Origin of the sequence: Streptomyces sp. NPDC017448, assembly GCF_044330565.1 — a bacterium.
In the GTDB taxonomy this organism is placed as follows: Bacteria; Actinomycetota; Actinomycetes; order Streptomycetales; family Streptomycetaceae; genus Streptomyces.
On sequence record NZ_JBIRLM010000003.1, the window covers coordinates 144,859 to 165,695 of the forward strand.

18 protein-coding genes are annotated in these 20,837 nt (G+C 73.7%); 14 read left to right on the top strand and 4 right to left on the bottom strand.

Annotated features, from left to right (window positions below; genetic code table 11):
• Positions 1-16 precede the first annotated feature (16 nt).
• The gene (locus ACH4K1_RS07940) at positions 17-715 is read left to right on the top strand and encodes a hypothetical protein (protein WP_398087645.1); all 699 of its coding nucleotides are present in this window, start codon (positions 17-19) and stop codon (positions 713-715) included.
• Complete coding sequence (locus ACH4K1_RS07945; protein WP_398087646.1) at positions 712-1,263, top strand: hypothetical protein; 552 nt, start codon at positions 712-714, stop codon at positions 1,261-1,263. The genes ACH4K1_RS07940 and ACH4K1_RS07945 overlap by 4 nt, the downstream gene beginning before the upstream one ends.
• 231 nt (positions 1,264-1,494) lie before the next feature.
• Here the strand turns inward: ACH4K1_RS07945 and ACH4K1_RS07950 are convergent, their stop codons facing one another.
• Both ACH4K1_RS07950 and ACH4K1_RS07955 read right to left on the bottom strand, forming a co-directional pair.
• The gene (locus tag ACH4K1_RS07950) at positions 1,495-3,117 is read right to left on the bottom strand and encodes an amidohydrolase (protein ID WP_398087648.1); all 1,623 of its coding nucleotides are present in this window, start codon (positions 3,115-3,117) and stop codon (positions 1,495-1,497) included.
• 141 nt (positions 3,118-3,258) lie between these two features.
• Complete coding sequence (locus ACH4K1_RS07955; protein WP_398087650.1) at positions 3,259-3,885, bottom strand: TetR/AcrR family transcriptional regulator; 627 nt, start codon at positions 3,883-3,885, stop codon at positions 3,259-3,261.
• A 69-nt stretch (positions 3,886-3,954) separates the two neighbouring features.
• Between ACH4K1_RS07955 and ACH4K1_RS07960 the strand changes: the two genes are divergently transcribed.
• Together ACH4K1_RS07960 and ACH4K1_RS07965 are read left to right on the top strand one after the other, a co-directional pair.
• Entirely contained in the window at positions 3,955-5,430 is a 1,476-nt protein-coding gene (locus tag ACH4K1_RS07960) for a purine-cytosine permease family protein (protein ID WP_398087651.1), read from the top strand.
• A 140-nt stretch (positions 5,431-5,570) separates the two neighbouring features.
• The gene (locus ACH4K1_RS07965) at positions 5,571-6,641 is read left to right on the top strand and encodes a polyprenyl synthetase family protein (protein WP_398087653.1); all 1,071 of its coding nucleotides are present in this window, start codon (positions 5,571-5,573) and stop codon (positions 6,639-6,641) included.
• A 69-nt stretch (positions 6,642-6,710) separates the two neighbouring features.
• Here ACH4K1_RS07965 and ACH4K1_RS07970 read toward each other — a convergent pair whose 3' ends face one another.
• Entirely contained in the window at positions 6,711-7,859 is a 1,149-nt protein-coding gene (locus ACH4K1_RS07970; protein ID WP_398087655.1) for a PucR family transcriptional regulator, read from the bottom strand.
• Between the two features lie 191 nt (positions 7,860-8,050).
• Between ACH4K1_RS07970 and ACH4K1_RS07975 the strand changes: the two genes are divergently transcribed.
• Complete coding sequence (locus ACH4K1_RS07975; protein WP_145799077.1) at positions 8,051-8,977, top strand: proline dehydrogenase family protein; 927 nt, start codon at positions 8,051-8,053, stop codon at positions 8,975-8,977.
• A 53-nt stretch (positions 8,978-9,030) separates the two neighbouring features.
• On the top strand, positions 9,031-10,662 hold the full coding sequence (pruA, locus tag ACH4K1_RS07980) for an L-glutamate gamma-semialdehyde dehydrogenase (protein WP_398087657.1): 1,632 nt from the start codon (positions 9,031-9,033) through the stop codon (positions 10,660-10,662).
• 227 nt (positions 10,663-10,889) lie between these two features.
• On the opposite strand, the gene ACH4K1_RS07985 is transcribed toward pruA, so the two are convergent.
• Positions 10,890-11,615, bottom strand: coding sequence for a nitroreductase family protein (locus ACH4K1_RS07985; RefSeq protein ID WP_398087659.1), 726 nt, complete (start codon positions 11,613-11,615; stop codon positions 10,890-10,892).
• A 222-nt stretch (positions 11,616-11,837) separates the two neighbouring features.
• On the opposite strand from ACH4K1_RS07985, the gene ACH4K1_RS07990 reads away from it, so the two are divergent.
• The 8 genes from ACH4K1_RS07990 (at position 11,838) to cimA (ending at position 20,393) form a co-directional block, all read left to right on the top strand.
• Positions 11,838-12,899 carry a S1 family peptidase gene (locus ACH4K1_RS07990; RefSeq protein WP_398087660.1) on the top strand — a complete coding sequence of 354 codons (1,062 nt, stop codon included), beginning with the start codon at positions 11,838-11,840 and terminating at the stop codon, positions 12,897-12,899.
• 168 nt (positions 12,900-13,067) lie between these two features.
• Complete coding sequence (locus ACH4K1_RS07995; protein ID WP_398087662.1) at positions 13,068-13,619, top strand: GNAT family N-acetyltransferase; 552 nt, start codon at positions 13,068-13,070, stop codon at positions 13,617-13,619.
• 328 nt (positions 13,620-13,947) lie between these two features.
• On the top strand, positions 13,948-14,076 hold the full coding sequence (locus ACH4K1_RS08000) for a hypothetical protein (RefSeq protein WP_398087663.1): 129 nt from the start codon (positions 13,948-13,950) through the stop codon (positions 14,074-14,076).
• Positions 14,077-14,200: 124 nt separating this feature from the next.
• Positions 14,201-15,244, top strand: a complete 1,044-nt coding sequence (locus tag ACH4K1_RS08005; protein ID WP_398087665.1) for a 3-isopropylmalate dehydrogenase — start codon at positions 14,201-14,203, stop codon at positions 15,242-15,244.
• A 255-nt stretch (positions 15,245-15,499) separates the two neighbouring features.
• Positions 15,500-16,603: a branched-chain amino acid aminotransferase gene (locus ACH4K1_RS08010; protein WP_398087667.1), complete on the top strand. Its 1,104-nt coding sequence runs from the start codon at positions 15,500-15,502 to the stop codon at positions 16,601-16,603.
• 160 nt (positions 16,604-16,763) lie between these two features.
• Positions 16,764-17,795: an agmatine/peptidylarginine deiminase gene (locus tag ACH4K1_RS08015; RefSeq protein ID WP_398087669.1), complete on the top strand. Its 1,032-nt coding sequence runs from the start codon at positions 16,764-16,766 to the stop codon at positions 17,793-17,795.
• Positions 17,796-17,866: 71 nt separating this feature from the next.
• Positions 17,867-18,511 (top strand): TetR/AcrR family transcriptional regulator, encoded by a 645-nt coding sequence (locus ACH4K1_RS08020; protein ID WP_398087671.1) that lies wholly within the window; start codon positions 17,867-17,869, stop codon positions 18,509-18,511.
• A 274-nt stretch (positions 18,512-18,785) separates the two neighbouring features.
• Positions 18,786-20,393 carry a citramalate synthase gene (gene cimA, locus ACH4K1_RS08025; RefSeq protein ID WP_398087673.1) on the top strand — a complete coding sequence of 536 codons (1,608 nt, stop codon included), beginning with the start codon at positions 18,786-18,788 and terminating at the stop codon, positions 20,391-20,393.
• Positions 20,394-20,837: the final 444 nt, after the last annotated feature.

The following is a 20,837-nucleotide window of genomic DNA, read 5'->3' on the forward strand; positions in this document are numbered from 1 at the left end:
CGGAGGAGAGACGAGCATGCGACGTGTAGTGCGGGGCTTCTGGGGCCCCCGGCCGGAGCCGGTCGAGGCCCTGGCCGGCCGGTGGCGGCGGACCCTCGACGGGCTCGCCGAACTGGTTCCGCAGGCGGCCGACGTCTGGAGCCAGGTCCACGGCAACGGCCCCGCCACCGCCTTCGCCGCCGACGAGGACGCGCTGCTCGGCGCGCTCCGCACCGCGCAGAGCGCCGCCGACTGGTCCGACCTCACCGGCACCGGGCTGCGGCTCGTCGGCACCGGGGCGCCGGGCTGGCAGGCCGAGGTCAGCGGACTGGCGGGCGGGGCGCCGGAGTTCCTGCTCCAGTCGCTCGCGATCATCCTGCACGCCCCGGACGAGGCCGTGGTGCCGGAGGAGGAGCTGCTGTCCCTCGTCGCCCGGGTGTGGGAGCCGGACTTCGGCGACGTGAGCGACGACGACGTACTGGACGCGCTGGAGGACGAGGCCGGGTACTCCGTCGGCGATCCCGTCGTCGGCCGGGTCGGCTACCTCTCCCCGGCCCGCGCGGCTCTGGTCCCCGACGGCCTGGAGGCGGTCCGCGCCCCCCTGCCCGGCGGCGGAGAGCTGCTGAGCGTCGCCGCCCCGGGCGACAGCGCGACGGTGGTGCGGGTGTACGAGCGTCTGCGCGGGTCGGGGGCCCTGGCGCCGCTGCCCCGCCCGATGGACCGGGCGGTGCTGTGACCTCACGGGCGGGCGAGCCCTTCGTGCCGGCCCGGGCGGTGGCCGAGGCCGAACGGCTCCTGGCCGCCCCTGTGCCGTCCGCCGGCCCCACCGCCGCGCAGGGCGACCCGGCGACCGGCGAGTGGACCGCCACCGAAGGCGCGGGCTTCCGTATCGTGCCGCTCTGGGAGAGCGATCCGCTGACCGGCGTGTACGCCCCCGAGTGGAACGACGCCGAAGACGCCGCCGAGGGCCATCTGGCTTCCCTCGCGCGGGAGTTGGATCACCGCTTGGGGCCGCACGCCACCGTTCGCCTGCACGTTCCGCTGCGACGGTGGCTGAGCGGCGGTTCTCCCGTGGAGCCCCTCTTCCAGGCGCTGTTCCGCGCGGACCTGTACGGGGACCTGGCCCTGTGGGGGCCGGTCGGCGCGGCCGGCCCGGACGGCTCCGACGACCGGTGGCTGGCGGTGACGGTCGGCCACAGCGACGGGGACGCGCCGTTCGTGCTGGCCGCCCTGGTCAGCGACCGCCCGGTCCTCGAACCGGCGGACGACGACGGGCTGTTCTGAGGCCGCAGGCCCTGTCCGGCCCCCCGGGGCCGCTGATGAGATCCCTCGCCGCCGCCCGGCCCGTACGGGAGTGGCAGGCGGCGGGCGGGGCCGGTGGCCGGCCTCCCGGCGGGTGGACTTCCCGGGCGCGCTGCGCTCGTACACGGACCGGGAACGCCGTTTCGGCAGGTGGGCGGGGCCGGTGCGGGGGCGGGGGCGCGGAACCGTGCCCCCGCCCCCGCCCGGACCGGCTCAGAGCGACGCGGCGCGGTGGGTGGGGCGGCCGTCGACGACGGTGAGCAGCACCGGCAGCTCGGGCAGGTCGAGGGCCCCCGTGGTCAGCGGGCTCTCCGCGAAGACCGTGAAGTCGGCGCGGTGGCCGACGGCGAGCCGCCCGGCCTCGTGCTCCTCGCCCGCCGCCCAGGCGGCGTTGACCGTCATGGACTGGAGCGCTTCGAGGGCGGTGAGCGCCTGGTCGGGGCCGTGCGGCGGCTGGGTGAGGTCGCGGCCGGGGCGGCGGTGGCGGGCGCCCGCCATCACGCCCAGCGGCGGGAACGGCGCGATCGGCCAGTCCGAGCCGAGGACCACCCGCGCGCCCGCGTCCCACAGGTCGCGGCAGCGCCAGGCACGGGACGCGCGCTCCTCGCCGAGCCGCCGCGACCAGTTGTCGGTGTGGTCGGCCCGGGTGAAGTCGCAGCAGTGCGTGGGCTGCATGGAGGCCACGACCCCCAGCCGGGCGAACCGGGCCACGGTGTCGTCGGGCACCGTCTCGATGTGCTCGACCCGGTGGCGTACGTCCGGACCCCCGGCGGTCCGGGCCCGCTCCACGGCGTCCAGGGCGTGCCGTACGGCCGCGTCCCCGATCGCATGGGTGGCGGTCGGCACCCCGGCGGCGTGCAGTTCTCCGATCACCCGGGTGTAGACCGCGGGGTCGGGCCAGAAGGAGTGCGTGGACTCGCCGTGGCAGTCGGGCCGTTCCAGCCAGGCCGTGCCGTTGTCGATCGTGCCGTCCATGAACAGCTTGACGCCCTCCGTCCGCCACAGCGTCCCGCCCGCGCCCTGCTGCCCGATGAGCGCCCGTACGGCGTCCGTGTCCGCGCCGGGCTGGCACCAGGGCGCGACCCGCAGCCGCAGCGGCAGCTCGCCCGCCGCGTCCAGGTCGGCGTAGAGGGCGAGGCTGTCCCCGTTCGCGTCCATGGCGTGGCCCCCGGTGAGCCCGGCGGCGGCCATCGAGCGCAGGGCGGCGGCCAGCCGGTCGCGGCTCTCCCGCCGGGTGGGCTTGGGCGCGGCCCGCTCGACCAGTTCGCAGGCGGCGTCCTCCAGCAGCAGCCCGGTCGGCCGCCCGTCCGCGTCGCAGACCACCTCGGCGGCCTGGTCGAACGTCCGGGGGCCGTCCACGCCCGCCAGCTCCAGGGCGCGCGGACTGGCCAGCACGGAGTGGGCGTCGAAGAGCTGGAGCAGGGCCGGTACGCCGTCGAGCACGGGGGAGAGGGCGGCGGACGCCACCGGCGCGTCGCCGAAGACGTTCGGGTCCAGGCCCCAGGCGTGCAGCCACGCGCCGGGGGCCAGCCGCCGGACCTCGCCCGCCAGCACCTCGCGCACCTCCGCCAGGTCGGTACAGCCGGACAGGTCGAGCCCGTGGGTCAGTTCGGCGCCGGTGACCGGGTGGAGGTGCCCGTCCACCAGGCCCGGGGTCACCACCGCGCCCTTGAGGTCGATCACCGTCGTCGAGGCGTCGGCCAGCGCCCGGATCTCGCGGTCGCCGCCCAGGGCGGTCGTCCGCCCGCCGGACACGGCCAGCGCGGTCTCCGGCAGGAACCTGCCCGTGACCGGGTCGAGCAGACGGGCGGAGAGCAGGACGAGTGAGGTGCGCACGGGGACTCCAAGGGGTCGTTCGCTCGGGGCTGTTCGGGCGGGGCCGGGGTGCACGCCGGCCGGACGAGAGGGTGGGCGGGAAAGGGGCCGGGGACGGCCCCTCAGGCGGGCAGGGCGCCCGGGTGGGGCGGGGACGGCCCGTCAGGCGGTCAACGTGCCCGGCGGCAGTCCCAGTTCGCGTTCCGCCGTGGTGAACGCCATCCGGGTCACCGCCGCGGGCCGCTCGTTCGTCTCGGTGTTGACGTGGGCGTCGAGTCCGTCCAGCACGACGAGGATCTGCATGGACGTCAGCTTCGGGTCGGGGGTACGGAATTCGTCGCGCTCCACGCCCTCCCGGATCAGCCCCTCCAGCCGTCCGCGCCACGCGGCCTCCTGCTCGGCGACCCGCTCCCGCAGGGCGGGCCGGTAGCGGCTGAGATGGCGGGCGTTGATCCAGAGCCGGCTGATCGCGTCGTACTCCTCGCCCGTCGTGCGGGCGAGGAAGCCGGCCAGTCGCCGCACGGGCGAGGCGTCCGCCGGGCCCTCCGGCAGCAGCGCGTCCAGCTCGCCGTCGGCCGCGGTGCCGAACGCCTCGGCCACCAGCTCCTCGGCGGACGGGAAGTAGTGGCTGATCAACCCCGGACGGACGCCCAGCTCGTCACCGATCCGGCGCAGGGTGACGCACTCCAGCCCCTCGGCGAGCGCGACCGCGGCGGCCGCCTCGACGATTTCCGCACGTCGGGCGGCGGGGCTTTTCCGAATTCGGGGGCGCTGAACGCTTGACGACATGCCGGGAACGTTATTGAGTGTGCGACCAATAAGCAAGCAGGTGGGGTACGACCAGCACCCGGAGGGCCCATGGCGTCCACGATTCCCGACCCGATCCCAGGGCGGCGCGACACCGCACACGTCCCGCCCCGGGGGGACGGGAAGGCCCTGCCGGACGACGGGGCCGCCGCCGCCCCCGAGCGCGCCGTGCCGCGCATCGAGGCCCACGGCATCGACCACATCCCCGACGCCGACCGGCGCGGGAGGCCGCGCGAACTGTTCTCGGTCTGGGCCGCCGCCAACGTCAACTACCTGAGCCTGCTGTCCGGCGGGGTGCTCGTCCTGCTCGGCCTGACCCTGGCGCAGACGCTCGCGGTGATCGTGGTCGGCAACCTGTTCTGGGTGCTCACGGGCGTGCTCGCGGTCTCCGGCCCGGCGTCGGGCACCCCGAGCGAGGTGATCACCCGGGCCGTCTACGGCGTGCGCGGCAACCGGATCAACAACGCGATCGTCGGCTGGGCGATCTCCGTCTGCTACTTCGCCCTCAACCTGGCCGCCGCCGCGAGCGCCGCCACCGCCCTCGTCGAACGGGCGGGCATCGCTCCCGGCGACGGGGTGACGGCCGCCGTCGTGGTGGTGATCGCCGCGCTCACGCTGGTCATCAGCGTCTGGGGCCACGCCGCGATCATGAAGCTCTACCTGCCGATCACGCTCGTGCTGGCCCTCGCCTTCGCGGTGGTCGCCGCTATCGTGTTCGACCACGCCGACCTCTCCTACCGGCCCGCCGAACCGCTGGGCGGCACCGCCCTGTGGGCCACCCTCGCCGCCGGTCTCGCCCTGGTCGCCTCGGGCCCGCTGTCCTACACCACCAGCGCCGACTTCTCCCGCTACCTGCCCCGTACGACGTCGAAGCGGGCGATCGTCGGCTGGACCGCGCTCGGCGGCTTCGTGCCCGGCGTCGTCGTCTGCTCGCTCGGCGCGCTGGCCGCCACGGCGGTGGACATGAACGACCCGCAGACCGGGCTCGAAACCATCCTGCCCGGCTGGTTCGCCCCCGTCTTCCTGCTCGCCCTGGTGCTCGGCACCATCGCCATCAACGCCCTGACCGCCTACAGCGCGGGCCTCGCCCTCCAGGCCGTGGGCCTGCGCATCCGGCGCTCGTACAGCGTGCTCGTGGACGGCTTCGCGGCGGTCTCCCTCACCCTGTACGCCCTGCTGGTCTCCAACCTGCTCGACACCATGAGCGACGTCCTCCAGCTCACCGTCGTCCTGCTCGGCCCCAGCACGGCCGTCTACGCCACCGACATCCTCCTGCGCCGCAACCGCTACGACGGCATCGCCCTGTCGGACGAGAGCCGCGCCAGCCGGTTCTGGTACACCGGCGGCTTCCACGTCGCGGGCGCCCTCGCCCTCCTGGCGGGCGTCGCCGCGGCGGCCCTGTGCGTGGACACGGTGTACACCGGGCCGGTCGCCGCGGCCCTGGGCGGCGTGGACCTCTCGCTCCCGGCGGGCATGCTCGTCGCCTCCGGATGCTACGCGCTGCTGATACGCCGCCGGCGGCCCTGAGGCCCCGGGCCGCGGGCGGACACGGGCGGGCGCCGGGTGCGCGGTGACCTACGGGGCCGGGCGTCGTTGGAAGGGGAATGATCCTCTCGTCGCCCGCCGGGCAGCCTTCGGCCGTCGATGCGCGTGACCGTCTCCCCGGCGTGGAGACCGACGCGGTGGAGCTGTACCCGCTCGCGCCCGATCCGCACGGACTGGAGCAGTGGATGCCCGGCCATGTACCGGACGGGACGGACCGGTCCCTGCTGGCCGAGCGGATCCACCGGTCGCTGGTCGCTCCGGTGCGGGAGGTGATGGAGGCCGGCGGCCGGCGGTGGCGGCCTGCGATCGGCGGCCAGGTCGTGAGTGTCCTGGGCGGCGACCGGGCCCGGTTCGCGCTGGTTCTGGCGGCGATGGAGATCGCGCACACCGGCTCGCTGATCGTGGACGACGTCGAGGACGGGGCGGCTCTGCGGCGGGGGCGGCCCGCGGCCCACCTGGTGCACGGCGTGCCGACGGCGCTGAACGCGGGTACGAACGCCTACTTCGCGATGGACGTGGCCCTTCGGCGCTGCGTTCCGGACGACGTGCTGCTGCGGGGGGAGATGCGCGAGAGGTACATGGAGGCCCTGCGCGCCGCCCACACGGGACAGGCCCTCGACATCCAGGGGCACCGCGAGGAGATGGACCGGGCGGTGGCCCGCGGCGACGCCGCGGGCCTGCTGGAGGTCGTCCGCCTGACCCACCGGCTCAAGTCGGGGGCCGTGGTCGGGGCCGTCCTGGAGATGGCCGCCCTCTTCACCGCTGCCGGATCCGCGCTGCGGGGCGCGCTCACCGCTTTCGGCTCGGCCCTGGGCACCGCCTACCAGATCGCCGACGACGTCGCCGACCTCCACGGGGTAACCCGTCAGGGAAAGGCGACCAGGCGCGCCGCCGAGGACCTGCACCACGGCAAGATCACCATGCCCCTGGCCCACAGCGTGCGGCTGATGCCGCCGCCGGAGCTGGACGCGGTGTGGCGGACGCTGCGCACGGGCGCCCCCTCACTGCGCGAAGTGGAGCGGGCGCGGGAGGCCATCGAGGCGTGCGGAGCCCCGGCGGCGTGCGCGGAGGAGGCCCGGGCCCTCCTCGACGGAGCGTGGACGCGGCTGCGGCCCCTCCTCCCCGATGAGCCGGCTGCCGACCGCATCCACGACAGTGCGCGGGCCTTCGTCGACGGCAGCCTGTTCAGCTGACGGCAGGCCGCCCGGCACGGCCGCCGGTGCTCGGTCCCGGCCCCCGGCGGGGGCTCGTCGGCACGCTCGCTACAGCCGGGCCCGCTTGAGCGCCATGTGCAGCAGCAGCCGGTCCTCGCCGTCGTTCAGGTCCAGGCCGGTGATCTGCTGGATGCGGGAGAGCCGGTAGTACAGCGTCTGGCGGTGGACGCCCAGCGCCGCGGCGGTCCGGCCCGCCTGGCCCGCGTGGTCCAGGAACACCTCGGCGGTGTGCGCCAGCTCCCGGTGCACCGGGAGCAGCAGCGGGGCGACCGCCGGATCCCCGCCCCCGCCCCCGGCGTCCGGGAGGGAGGTCAGCAGGCGGTACGGGCCGATCGAGGACCACCGGGCCACCGGGCCGAGCCGGGGCTCGGCCCGGGCCGCGCGGGCCGCCGCCCTCGCCTCGCGCCAGGAGGCCGTCAGCTCCGCCAGCCCCCGGCGCGGCGCGGCGATCCCCGCGGTGGCCGCCGGTCCGGCGTCGGAGCGCAGCCGGTCCCCGGCGCTCAGGGCGGGGTCGAGCCGGTCGGACGAACGGAGCCGGACCAGCGCGGCCAGCGACGGCGGCCCGGCCGCCCCCGGCCCGGGGACCGCGGCGAGCGCGGCCGCCGACGCCACGGTCCGTACCGACGGGGTGTCGTCCGCCCACGGGGTCACGCACACCACCGCGTGCAGCCCCTCCGCGTCCCGGCCCAGCGCCTCGCCCAGCGCGGCGACGGCCGCGTCGTGCTGGCGGCCGGGGCCCGCCGTGAGCACCGCGCCGAACTCCCGCGAGAGGTCCGCACCCGCCCGTGCCTCGTCGGAGAGCAGCGCCCCGATCCGGGCGGCGACCTCCATGGCGGCGGCCAGCCGCTCGTCGGTCGGCCCCGGGACGGTGTCGAGGAGCCAGACGTAACCGAGGACCACACCCCGATGGCGTACCGGAAGGCAGACGCGGTCCCGGAACACCCCGGCCTCGGGCGCGGCGGGGATACGGACAGGCCCGGTGGCCCGGGTGATGCCGAACCCCTCGAACCAGGCGCGCACGGCGGGGGTGGAGCGGCGGGTCAGGATCGAACGGGTCCTGACCGGGTCCATCGCCGTGTCGTCGTCGCTGTCATGGGCTCCGAAGGCGACCAGGCCGAAGTCGCGGTTCTCCAGGGTCGCCGGGGCGCCGAGGAGGGCCGAGATCTCGTCGACCAGTTCCTGGTAGTCGCCTTTCACCCCGCCATTCTGCACCCCCGCGCCCGCTTCTTCAGACAGATGTATGAGATGGCGGCCACGGATGCGTGACAGCTGTCGATGGCACAGCCCGCACGGGGTGCCTAGATTTCACCGTGGTTATCCGTGCCGTACCGGTCCGTTCACGTTCGTACCGATGCGGCCCCTCGTCCGTACATTCGTGGAGGTGCCCCGTGCTGGGTCCCGTGATTCTCGCCGCATCGCGCAGCGACAAGATGCGCCGGTTCGTCTCGGCCGCGCCCGGCACCAAGCAGGTCGTCGACCGCTTCATCGCCGGGGAGACCGTCGACCAGGTCGTGCCGATCGTGGTGGACGCCGCGGACAAGGGGCTGGAGGTCACGCTCGACGTCGTCGGCGAGGACATCACCACCCCCGCGCAGGCCGAGGCCGCCCGGGACGCCTACCTGGAGCTGATCGAGCGCCTGAAGGACCTGGAGCTGGGCCCCCGCGCCGAGATGTCCGTCAAGCTCTCCATGTTCGGACAGGCGCTGGAGGGCGGCCACGAGCTGGCCCTCGCCAACGTCCGCCCGGTCGTCGAGGCCGCCGCCGCCATCGGCACCACGGTCACCCTGGACGCCGAGGACCACACCACCCTCGACTCGATGTTCGCCATCCACGAGGAGCTGCGGAAGGACTTCCCGCAGACCGGCTGCGTCATCCAGTCGTACCTGTTCCGCACCGAGGACGACGCCCGCCGCCTGGCCGCCGCCGGAAGCCGCGTCCGCATCGTGAAGGGCGCCTACAAGGAGCCCGCCTCCGTCGCGTACCAGGACAAGGCCGAGATCGACAAGGCGTACGTCCGCATCACCCGCATCCTGATGGAGGGCGAGGGCTACCCGATGATCGGGTCGCACGATCCCCGTCTGATCGCCATCGCCCAGGAGCTGGGCCGCAAGGCCGGGCGCAAACTGGACGAGTACGAGTTCCAGATGCTGTACGGCATCCGCAGCGAGGAGCACGTCCGGCTCGCGGCCGAGGGCCACCGGATGCGCGTCTACACGGCGTACGGCACCGACTGGTACGGATACTTCATGCGCCGCCTCGCGGAGAAGCCGGCCAACCTGCTGTTCTTCGGCCGCTCGATCCTCACCAAGGGCTGAGCGGCCCCCGGGCTGACCCACATTCCCGCCGACACCAAGGAGACAAGGCAACCATGGACGCCGTCACCCAGGTCCCCGCGCCGGTCAACGAGCCGGTCCACTCCTACGCCCCGGGCTCCCCGGAGCGCGCCCGCCTGGAGAAGAAGCTCAAGGAGCTGAGCCAGAACCCGATCGACCTGCCGATGACCATCGGCGGCGAGAAGCGGATGGGCGGCGGCGAGCGGGTCGACGTCGTGCAGCCGCACAACCACAAGGCGGTCATCGGCACCTTCGCCGGCGCCACCGAGCAGGACGCGAAGGACGCCGTCGACGCGGCCCTCGCCGCCGCCCCCGCGTGGCGCGCGATGTCCTTCGACGACCGCGCCGCGATCATCCTGCGCGCCGCCGAGCTGCTGGCCGGCCCCTGGCGCGAGACCATGGCCGCCTCGACCATGCTCGGCCAGTCCAAGACCGCCCAGCAGGCCGAGATCGACACCCCCTGCGAGCTGATCGACTTCTGGCGCTTCAACGTGCACTACGCGCGCCAGATCCTCGCCGAGCAGCCCCCGGCCAACTCGCCGGGCGTGTGGAACCGCATGGACCACCGCCCGCTGGAGGGCTTCGTCTACGCGATCACGCCGTTCAACTTCACGGCCATCGCGGGCAACCTCCCCACCGCCCCCGCCCTCATGGGCAACGTCGTGGTGTGGAAGCCGTCCCCGACCCAGACCCACGCCGCCGTGCTGCTGATGCAGCTCCTGGAGGAGGCCGGTCTGCCCAAGGGCGTCATCAACCTGGTCACCGGCGACGGCAAGGCCGTCTCCGAGGTGGCGCTGAACCACCGCGACCTGGCCGGCATCCACTTCACCGGCTCGACCCCCACCTTCCAGCACCTGTGGAAGACGGTCGGCAACAACATCGCCAACTACCGCACCTACCCGCGGCTCGTCGGCGAGACCGGCGGCAAGGACTTCGTCGTCGCGCACCCCAGCGCCGACCGCGCCGTCCTGAAGACCGCGCTGACCCGCGGCTCCTTCGAGTTCCAGGGCCAGAAGTGCTCCGCCTCCTCGCGCGCGTACATCCCGGCCTCCATCTGGAACTCCGGTTTCAAGGAGGAGTTCGCGGCCGAGGTCGAGTCGATCACCATGGGCGACGTCACCGACCTGAGCAACTTCATGGGGGCCGTCATCGACGAGCGCTCGTTCGCCAAGAACAAGGCCGCGATCGACCGCGCGAAGACCGACCCGGCGTGCACGATCGTCGCGGGCGGCACCTACGACGACTCGGTGGGCTACTTCGTCCGCCCGACCGTCATCGAGTGCACCGACCCCGAGAACGAGGTCTTCACGACCGAGTACTTCGGCCCGATCCTCGCGGTCCACGTCTACGAGGACGAGAAGTACGACGCGATGCTGGAGCAGATGGAGTCGGTCTCCGACTACGCGCTGACCGGCTCGGTCATCGCGGGCGACCGCGCGGCCGCCGCGTACACGATGGACAAGCTCCGCTACGCCGCGGGCAACTTCTACATCAACGACAAGTCGACCGGTGCGGTCGTCGGCCAGCAGCCCTTCGGCGGCGGCCGTGCCTCCGGCACCAACGACAAGGCGGGCGCCCCGCAGAACCTCCAGCGCTGGACCCTGACCCGGGCCATCAAGGAGACGCTGGTCCCGCCGACCGACTACACCTACCCTCACCAGGGCTGACGCCCGCCCCGGGGCGCCGCAGCACGACGCCCCGGACCGGGGTCTCCGCCACGGAGCCCCCCCCAGCACCGCCCCCCGACCGGCCCCCCTGCCGGACGGGGGGCGGTTTCCATGGGCGGGGGGTCTCGGTGCGCGGGGGCCGGCTCCCTGTGCGGGGTGCCTTGGGCGCGGAGGACGGTTCCCTGCGCAGGGGAGCCGTGTGCGCGGGGGGCCGATGCGGCGCGCGCTCAGATCTCCACCAGCACCTGGTCCAGCGATTTGCGCACCAGGTCGGGGACCTCGCAGTCCTCGGCGGGGTGGCCGACCGGGATCACGGCGAACGCCTTCTCGTTCTCCGGCCGGTTCAGGACCTCGGCCAGGAAGCGCATCGGGCTCGGGGTATGGATCAGCGCGGCGAGCCCGGACAGGTGCAGGGCGGTGAGCAGCATGCCCACCGCGATCCCGACCGACTCGTCCACGTAGTAGTGCTTGCGCTTCGTGCCGTCCTCACCCAGCCAGTAGCGCTGCTGGAAGACCACGATCAGGGCCGGCGCGTCCGTCATGTGCGCCTTCACCGCGTCGGTGCCCAGGGGGCGCAGCGCGGCGAGCCACTCCTCGCCGAGCCGCCCGTCGTAGCTCACCTTCTCCTCGTGCTCGGCGGCCTCCCGGATGCGGCGGCGCACCTCGGGGTCCTTGACCAGGACGAAGGTCCACGGCTGCTGGTGGGCGCCGGAGGGGGCGGTGGCCGCGCAGGCGATGGCGTCGCGCAGCACCTGCTCGGGGACCGGGTCGGAGGAGAAGGCGCGGACGGTCCTGCGCTCGTCCATGCGCCGCCGCAGCCGGGCGGCGCGCTCCAGGGACTCCTCGGCGGCGATCCGCTCGGGGCGGTAGGGCGCGGGGCGGTAGGGGGCGCCGTGGGTGGGCGACCAGGGGCCGGGGGCGGGCGCGGGGGGCGTGGGCGTCGTCTCGGACATGGGCGCAGTGTGCGCGGCGGGGGAGGGGCGGGGGAAGCGGCGGACCGGACAGGCGCGGGACCGGTCCCGGTCAGTGTCCGATGAGCGGGACCGGCTGTCCGCCCGCCGGGGGAGGGCGGGGCGGAAGGGGCGCCGGGGCACGCGGTCTTGTGGATTAGGTAATGAGCATGTCAAATTCCTTCTCGGTACGTCCCCACACGTCACCCCAGAAGGAGCTCCCCCATGAGACGCAACTCCCGTGCGCGCCTGGGCGTTTCCCTGCTGCTCGTCGCCGGGGCCCTCGGCCTCGGAGCCACCCCCTCCACCGCCGCCGGCGCCCCCGCCCCCTCGGCGATCCCCTCCCCGTCCGCGTACGCGCTCGACGCCGCCGTGGAGCGGCAGCTCGGGGGCGCCACCGCCGGAACCTACCTCGACGCGAAGACCGGGAAGCTGGTCGTGACCGTCACCACCGACCGGGCCGAGGAGCAGGCCCGCGCCGCCGGGGCCGCCGTCCGCCGGGTGGCCCGCAGCGCCGCCCAGCTCGACGCCGCGATGGACACCCTGGAGGCCGAGGCGAAGATCACCGGCACCTCCTGGGGTGTCGACCCGCGCGCCAACCGGATCGCCGTCGAGGCCGACTCCTCCGTCTCCGCACGGGAGATGGCCCGCCTCGAAGCCGTCGCCGAACGGCTCGGCGGCGCGGTCGACATCAAACGGGTCCCCGGCGTCTTCCAGCGCGAGGTGCTCGGCGGCGGCGCGATCTACGGCGGCGGCAGCCGCTGCTCGGCCGCCTTCAACGTCACCAAGGGCGGGGCCCGTTACTTCGTGACCGCCGGGCACTGCACCAACATCTCCGCCAACTGGTCGGCCACCTCCGGCGGTCCGGTCGTCGGCGTACGGGAGGGCACCAGCTTCCCGACCAACGACTACGGCATCGTCCGCTACACCGACGGCTCGTCGCCCGCCGGGACCGTGGACCTCTACAACGGCTCCACCCAGGACATCTCCTCGGCCGCCAACGCCGTCGTCGGCCAGGCGATCAGGAAGAGCGGGTCCACCACCAAGGTGACCTCCGGCACGGTCACCGCCGTCAACGTCACCGTGAACTACGGCGACGGCCCCGTCTACAACATGGTCCGCACCACCGCCTGCTCGGCCGGCGGCGACAGCGGCGGCGCGCACTTCGCCGGCTCCGTCGCCCTCGGCATCCACTCGGGCAGCTCCGGCTGCTCGGGCACCGCGGGTTCGGCCATCCACCAGCCGGTCGCCGAGGCGCTGTCGGCGTACGGCGTGACGGTGTACTGAGCCGCGTTCCGTACGGGCTGCGACGGCCTGTGCGGCCTCCCCCGGTGTACGCCCCGCCCGCCCGGACCACCGCCCCCGGTCCGGGCGGGCTCGCCTGTGCGGCGGCGCGCCCCCGAGCGCGGGCGTAACTCGCTGTCGGGCGGGGAAGCGGCCTGGGAGGCTGTCGTCATGGACCCGACCCCCGCCGTACGGATCGCCCACACCGGCGAACTCACCCCCGTCGAACTGGCCCGCGTCCGCGACATGCTCGACGCCGCCTTCGAGGGGAACTTCGACGACGACGACTGGGACCACGCGCTCGGCGGTCTGCACGCCCTGGTCCTCGACCCGTACGGCCGCCCGATCGCCCACGGCAGCGTCGTCCAGCGCCGGGTCCAGCACGCCGGCCGCTCCTACCGTGCCGGATACGTCGAAGCCGTCGCCGTGCACGCGATCCACCGCCGCGAGGGCCTCGGCCACCGGGTAATGGCGGCGCTGGAGCAGGTCATCGACACGGCCTACGAGTTCGGGGCGCTGTCGGCGTCCGACGCCGGGGCGGCCCTCTACGCGGCACGCGGCTGGCGGCTCTGGCCCGGCGGACTCGCCGCGCTCGGCCCGGCCGGACCCGTCCCGCTGCCCGAGGAGGAAGGCAGTACCTACGTCCGCCCGGCGGCGGGCCGCCCCCTGCCCGACCCCGGCCACCCGCTCCGCTTCGACTGGCGGGACGGCGACCTGCTCTGAGGGCGTGATCCGTACGGCTCCTCGGTGGAAGCTTCCCCTCCACCGCTGTGACCTGCTACGACGCCGCGGCCGTCTCAGATAGTAGGAAGTCCGACTAACGGTGGAGACAGGACGCCCCGACTGTCCTACCGTGGGAGGAGCCGAACGCATCGCTCGATCGAGCGGTTGGCGGATGCGGGCGCGCGCCCCGAAGCAGGCAACCCCTGCGGCGTACGCTCCCCGCCCCTTCCGGCGCCTCGAAATCCGATCCCGGCCCCGGCCCCGCACCGCGATGTGCGGCCCGTTCCCGGCATCCACGCGATCCGCGATCTCAAGGAGTCGATCCATCATGGCCAACGTCACCACGCGCCGCGTCCGCCACGCCTCCCGTCAGGGCGAGGCCGAGCGCAAGAACGCCGCCGCCGCCCTCCAGCGCGCCCTGGACCGCCGCGACAACGGCGGCTCGACCGGCCACTGAGCCGCCCCGGCCCGTCGTCGCTGACCCCTCCGGCTCCCGCCACCCGTACCCCGAACGCACCTGCCCTCGTCCATATGGTGGACATCGAATGTCATGGGGTGGGACGCACCGTTAGGCTTCCGGCATGTCTCGCAGCATCGATCTCGCAGTGATCCCCGGTGACGGAATCGGCCAGGAAGTCGTGGCCCAGGGCCTCAAGGTCCTCAACGCTGTCCTCCCGCAGGATGTGAAGCTGGAGACCAAGGAGTACGACCTCGGCGCCCAGCGCTGGCACCGCACCGGCGACACCCTCCCGGACGCGGAGCTGGAGGCCCTCAAGGGCCACGACGCCATCCTGCTCGGCGCGATCGGCGACCCGTCCGTCCCGTCGGGCGTCCTGGAGCGCGGGCTGCTGCTGAAGCTGCGTTTCGCCTTCGACCACTTCATCAACCTGCGGCCCTCCAAGCTCTTCCCGAACACCGCGACCCCGCTCGCCGGCCGCCCCGACATCGACTTCGTCGTCGTCCGCGAGGGCACCGAGGGCCCGTACACCGGCAACGGCGGCTCGCTGCGCACCGGCACCCCCGCCGAGGTCGCCACCGAGGTCAGCGTCAACACGGCGTACGGCGTCGAGCGCGTGGTCCGGGACGCCTTCGAGCGGGCGGCCGCCCGGCCGCGCAAGAAGCTGACGCTGGTCCACAAGAACAACGTCCTCGTCTACGCCGGCCACCTCTGGAAGAACACCTTCGACCGGGTCGCCGCCGAGTACCCGCAGGTCAGCACCGACTACCTGCACGTCGACGCCGCGACGATCTTCTTCGTCACCCAGCCGGAGCGCTTCGACGTCATCGTCACCGACAACCTCTTCGGCGACATCCTCACCGACCTGGCCGCCGCCGTCACCGGCGGTATCGGCCTGGCCGCCTCCGGCAACATCAACCCGACGGGCGCGTTCCCGTCGATGTTCGAGCCGGTCCACGGCTCCGCCCCCGACATCGCGGGGCAGGGCAAGGCCGACCCGACCGCCACGGTCCTCTCCGTCGCCCTCCTGCTGCGCCACCTCGGCCACGAGACCGAGGCCGCGCGCATCGAGGACGCCGTCTCCGCCGATCTCGCGGAGCGCGACGGGGCCACTGCGCGCACGACCGACGAGATCGGCGACGCCCTCGCGGTACGCGTAGCGGGCTGACCCGACGACTCCACTTCGAAGCCGCCGGGTCGCAACAGCGCCCGGCGGCTTCACCTGTGCGGCCCCCGGGTGCCACCATCGACCTCTGGACCGCATTCACACCATTTCGTGCACGGCCTCCCGCAAGCGATAATCGAACGCGGGGCCGTGGCTCGCGGTGAAGCTCGGACGTCCTAGGACCTGACCGGAAAGCGTCGGGCCGAGACGGTGTGAGCGCGGTCCATCACACACAAGATTGGTGAAGGACACGCACTCATGACGACGCCCACGATCGAGCTCAAGCCCTCCTCGAACCCGCTGTCCGACGCGGAGCGCGAGGCGATCCTGGCCAACCCGGGATTCGGCCGGTACTTCACCGACCACATGGTGACCATCCGCTGGACCGAGGGCCGCGGCTGGCACGACGCCCAGCTCGTCCCCTACGGCCCGCTGTCGCTGGACCCGGCCAACATGACCCTGCACTACGCGCAGGAGATCTTCGAGGGGCTGAAGGCCTACCGCCAGCCCGACGGCTCGGTCGCCTCCTTCCGCCCCGACGCCAACGCCCGCCGCTTCCAGCGCTCGGCCGCCCGGCTCGCCATGCCCGAGCTGCCCGTCGAGACGTTCATCGCGGCGTGCGACGCGCTGGTGCAGCAGGACAAGGCGTGGGTTCCGGAGCACGGTGGCGAGGAGTCGCTGTACCTGCGTCCGTTCATGATCGCCGCCGAGGTCGGCCTCGGTGTGCGGCCGGCCAACGAGTACCTCTTCCTGGTCATCGCCTCGCCCGCCGGCGCCTACTTCCCCGGCGGCGTGAAGCCCGTCTCCATCTGGCTCTCGGAGAACCGCGTCCGCGCCGTCCCCGGCGGCATGGGCGACGCCAAGACCGGCGGCAACTACGCGGCGTCCCTCCTGGCCCAGGCCGAGGCCGCCGAACACGGCTGCGCCCAGGTCGCCTACCTCGACGCGGTCGAGCACAAGTGGGTCGAGGAGCTCGGCGGCATGAACCTCTACTTCGTGTACGCCCAGGAGGACGGCTCGAAGAAGATCGTCACCCCGTCCCTCACGGGCTCGCTGCTCGCCGGCGTCACCCGCGACTCCCTCCTCAAGGTCGCCCGCGACCTCGGTTACGGCTCCGAGGAGGGCCGCGTCTCCATCGACCAGTGGCGCGAGGACACGGCGAACGGCAGCCTCGTGGAGGTCTTCGCCTGCGGCACCGCCGCCGTCATCACCCCCGTCGGCCTGGTGAAGTCCGCGGGCGGCGAGTGGACCCAGAGCGGCGGCGAGCCCGGCGAGGTCACCATGAGGCTGCGGGAGCGCCTCCTCGACATCCAGCGCGGCATCGTCGAGGACACCCACGGCTGGATGCACCCGCTCGGCTAGGCACGTCCCGTCCGAGGACCGGGCCGCACCGGCTCCCCGCCGGTGCGGCCCTTTCTCGGGCCGGAAACTGGAGCGGCACTCGAAAAGCACAGGCAGTTGTTCCCTACGCCGCTGCTCATTGATTAGAGTGGCGCTCTAACTCTCTCGACCAGGAGCCCCCATGCCCCTCGCCCCCGCCCCCTTCCGCATGCCTCCCGAGTGGGCCCCGCACGAGCGCACCTGGATGGCCTGGCCGGGGCCCAACCCCACCTTCGCCTCCGACGCCGAGCTGGACGAGGCCCGCCGGGCCTGGGCCGGTGTCGCGCGGGCCGTACGCCGCTTCGAGCCGGTCACGATGGTCGTCGGGCCGGGCCAGGAGGAGGGCGCCGCAGCCCTGCTCGGACCCGACGTCGAGCTGGTCGTCCGGCCGCTCGACGACGCCTGGATGCGGGACATCGGCCCCACCTTCGTCACCGACGGCTCCACCCTCGCCGCCGTCGACTGGACGTTCAACGGCTGGGGCGCGCAGGGCTGGGCCCGCTGGGAGCACGACCAGCACATCGCGCGGGCCGTCGCCGAGGTGGCCGGAACCCCCGTGCGCTCCTCCCCGCTCGTCAACGAGGGCGGCGCGATCCACGTCGACGGCGAGGGCACCGTCCTGCTCACCGAGACCGTCCAACTCGGCCCGGAGCGCAACCCCGACTGGACCAGGGAGCGGGTGGAGACGGAGATCCACGCCCGCCTCGGCACCGAGAAGGCGATCTGGCTGCCCCGCGGGCTGACCGGCGACTACGGGACGTACGGCACGCTCGGCCACGTCGACATCGTCGCCGCCTTCGTCCGCCCCGGCACGGTCGTCGCCCACGTCCAGCCCGACCCGGCCCACCCCGACCACGAGGTCACCCGGGAGCTGCTGGCCGTCCTGCGCGCCGCCACGGACGCCAAGGGCCGCCCGCTGGAAGTCGTGGAGGTGCCCGCCCCCACCGTGCTGCGCGACGAGGACGGCGAGTGGGTCGACTACTCCTACATCAACCACTACCTCTGCAACGGCGGTGTGGTCCTCTGCGCCTTCGACGACCCGCGCGACGAGGAGGCCGCCGCGATCTTCCGCGGGCTGTTCCCGGACCGTACGGTGTCCCTCGTCGACGCCCGTACGATCTTCGCGGGCGGTGGCGGCATTCACTGCATCACCCAGCAGCAGCCCGCCGTCTGACCTCGCGGGAGCCGGTCGCCCGGCCCCGCGGCCCGATGCCCCCGCGCGACCCGACCCGAAAGCCCGGCCCCATGCCCTCCGCCCCGCGCCGCACCCACCAGGCCGCCCCGCCCCGCGAGGACGTACTCGCCGCCGTCATGGCCACCGTCGCCGAGCGCGGGCTCGACGGGCTGACCATGGCCGGGCTCGGGCGGGAGGTCGGCATGAGCAGCGGGCACCTCCTCTACTACTTCCGCACCAAGGACGAGCTGCTGCTCCGGACCCTGGAGTGGAGCGAGAACCGCCTCGGCGCCGAGCGCCGCGCCCTGCTCGCCCGGCCGGGGAGCGCCCGCCGGCGGCTGGACGCGTACATCGGGCTCTACCTGCCCGCCGGCCACCGCGATCCGCACTGGACGCTCTGGCTGGAGGTCTGGGGCCGCTCGCAGAACGCCGACGACGACGCCCGCGCCCGGCAGGCCGCCATCGAGGGCGCCTGGCACCGCGACCTCGTGGCGCTGCTGGCCGAGGGCGTTTCACGCGGCGAGTTCCGGCCGGTGGACGCCGACCGGTTCGCCGCCCGGCTGCGGGCGCTGCTCGACGGGTTCAGCGTCCATGTGACGGTCGGCGTCCCGGGCACGGGGCGGGAGCAGGTGCTCGCCCAGGCCGCGGAGTTCCTGGACGAGACGCTGACGCCGGGGCCGGGCCCGGATGCGACCGGCGTCACGACCGCATCCTGAGACACCGCCGTCACGGGGCGCTCGCTGTGCCAGACTGCTGCCGTGTCCTCGTTCGTCATGATTATTGGCAGCAGGCGCGCCGGTCCGCAGTGACCGCCCCGTACCACCCCGTACGGCGCGGCCACCGTGCCCCAGACCCGCGCGCAGACCTCTCGCACCCGCGAGGGGTTTTTTGTTTTCCGGTCCCCACCCGGGCCGGGACGGCGCGCGCGGGATGATGGGGCAAGTGGAACCAGATCGTCCGGTCCACTCATCCGACAGGAGCCAGATCAGCATGACCACCAAGGCCAACGCCACCGACGACGGTTTCCATGTCTTCGACACCACGCTGCGCGACGGCGCCCAGCGTGAGGGCATCAACCTGACGGTCGCCGACAAGCTGACCATCGCCCGTCATCTGGACGACTTCGGGGTGGGGTACATCGAGGGGGGCTGGCCGGGGGCCAACCCGCGCGACACCGAGTTCTTCGCCCGCGCCCAGCAGGAGATCACGTTCGAGAACGCGCAGCTCGTGGCGTTCGGCGCGACCCGCAGGGCCGGCGGCAGCGCGGCCGAGGACCCCCAGGTGAAGGCGCTCCTGACCTCCGGCGCCCCGGTGGTCACCCTGGTGGCCAAGGCCCACGACCGCCACGTCGAACTGGCCCTGCGCACCACCCTGGAGGAGAACCTGGAGATGGTCCGCGACACCGTCTCCCACCTGCGCGAGCAGGGGCGCCGGGTCTTCGTGGACTGCGAGCACTTCTTCGACGGCTACCGCGCCAACGCCGCGTACGCGAAGGCCGTGGTCCGTACCGCCCACGAGGCGGGCGCGGAGGTCGTCATCCTCTGCGACACCAACGGCGGCATGCTCCCCGCCCAGATCCAGGCCGTCGTCTCCACCGTCATCGCGGACACCGGGGCCCGGCTCGGCATCCACGCCCAGGACGACACCGGGTGCGCCGTCGCCAACACCCTGGCCGCCGTGGACGCCGGCGCCACCCACGTCCAGTGCACCGCCAACGGGTACGGCGAGCGGGTCGGCAACGCCAACCTCTTCCCCGTCGTCGCCGCCCTGGAACTCAAGTACGGCATGAAGGTGCTGCCCGAGGGCGCGCTCGCCGAGATGACCCGGATCTCGCACGCGATCGCCGAGGTCGTCAACCTCACCCCCTCCACCCACCAGCCGTACGTCGGCGTCTCGGCCTTCGCCCACAAGGCCGGGCTGCACGCCTCCGCGATCAAGGTCGACCCCGACCTCTACCAGCACATCGACCCCGAACTGGTCGGCAACACCATGCGGATGCTGGTCTCCGACATGGCCGGCCGCGCCTCCATCGAGCTGAAGGGCAAGGAGCTCGGCATCGACCTCGGCGACGACCGCGCCCTGGTCGGCCGGGTGGTGGAGCGGGTCAAGGAGCGCGAACTCCAGGGCTACACCTACGAAGCCGCCGACGCCTCCTTCGAGCTGCTGCTGCGCGGCGAGGTCGAGGGCCGGGCCCGCCGCTACTTCCGCACCGAGTCCTGGCGGGCGATCGTCGAGGACCGCCCCGACGGCACCCACGCCAACGAGGCGACCGTGAAGCTGTGGGCCAAGGGCGAACGGATCGTCGCCACCGCCGAGGGCAACGGCCCGGTCAACGCCCTGGACCGGGCCCTGCGCGTCGCCCTGGAGCGGATCTACCCGCAGCTCGCCAAGTTGGAGCTGGTCGACTACAAGGTCCGCATCCTGGAGGGCCGTACCGGCACCGAGTCCACCACCCGCGTCCTCATCACCACGGGCGACGGCGACGGCGACTGGGCGACGGTGGGGGTCGCCGAGAACGTCATCGCCGCCTCCTGGCAGGCGCTGGAGGACGCGTACACCTACGGACTGCTGCGCGCGGGCGTCGAGCCCACCGAGTAGCGCCGCACCACCGCCTTCCGCGAGAGCCGTCGCCCCGCCGGGCGGCGGCTCTCGCACGTTCAAGAGGTGAACGCACAACGCCCGCCGCCTGCGCGGCAGATGGGGCAGTGCCAATCTCGACGTGAAGTATTGACGGCACCCGATCGGCGCGATTGACTCCAGCCGCAACGTCGGCGCCGGGTCCGGAGCCGGCGCCGAAGGCCGCCCACGGCCACCGCGCGGTCCACGAGCGGCGCGCCGAGGGACGGACGGCCGGGGCCGCTTCGCCGGGCCGTCGACGGGCGGCGTCGCGTGAGCGCCCGGCTACGGTGGGCGGTCGGACGCCGTCCGCGCTCGCCGCCCGGACCCGCGCGCCCGAGGACGGCGCGCGGCGGTACCGCGACACGATCCGCCCCGCCTCCACCGCGTGGTGCGCCACCACCCCCGACCCGTCACCCCGTCCGA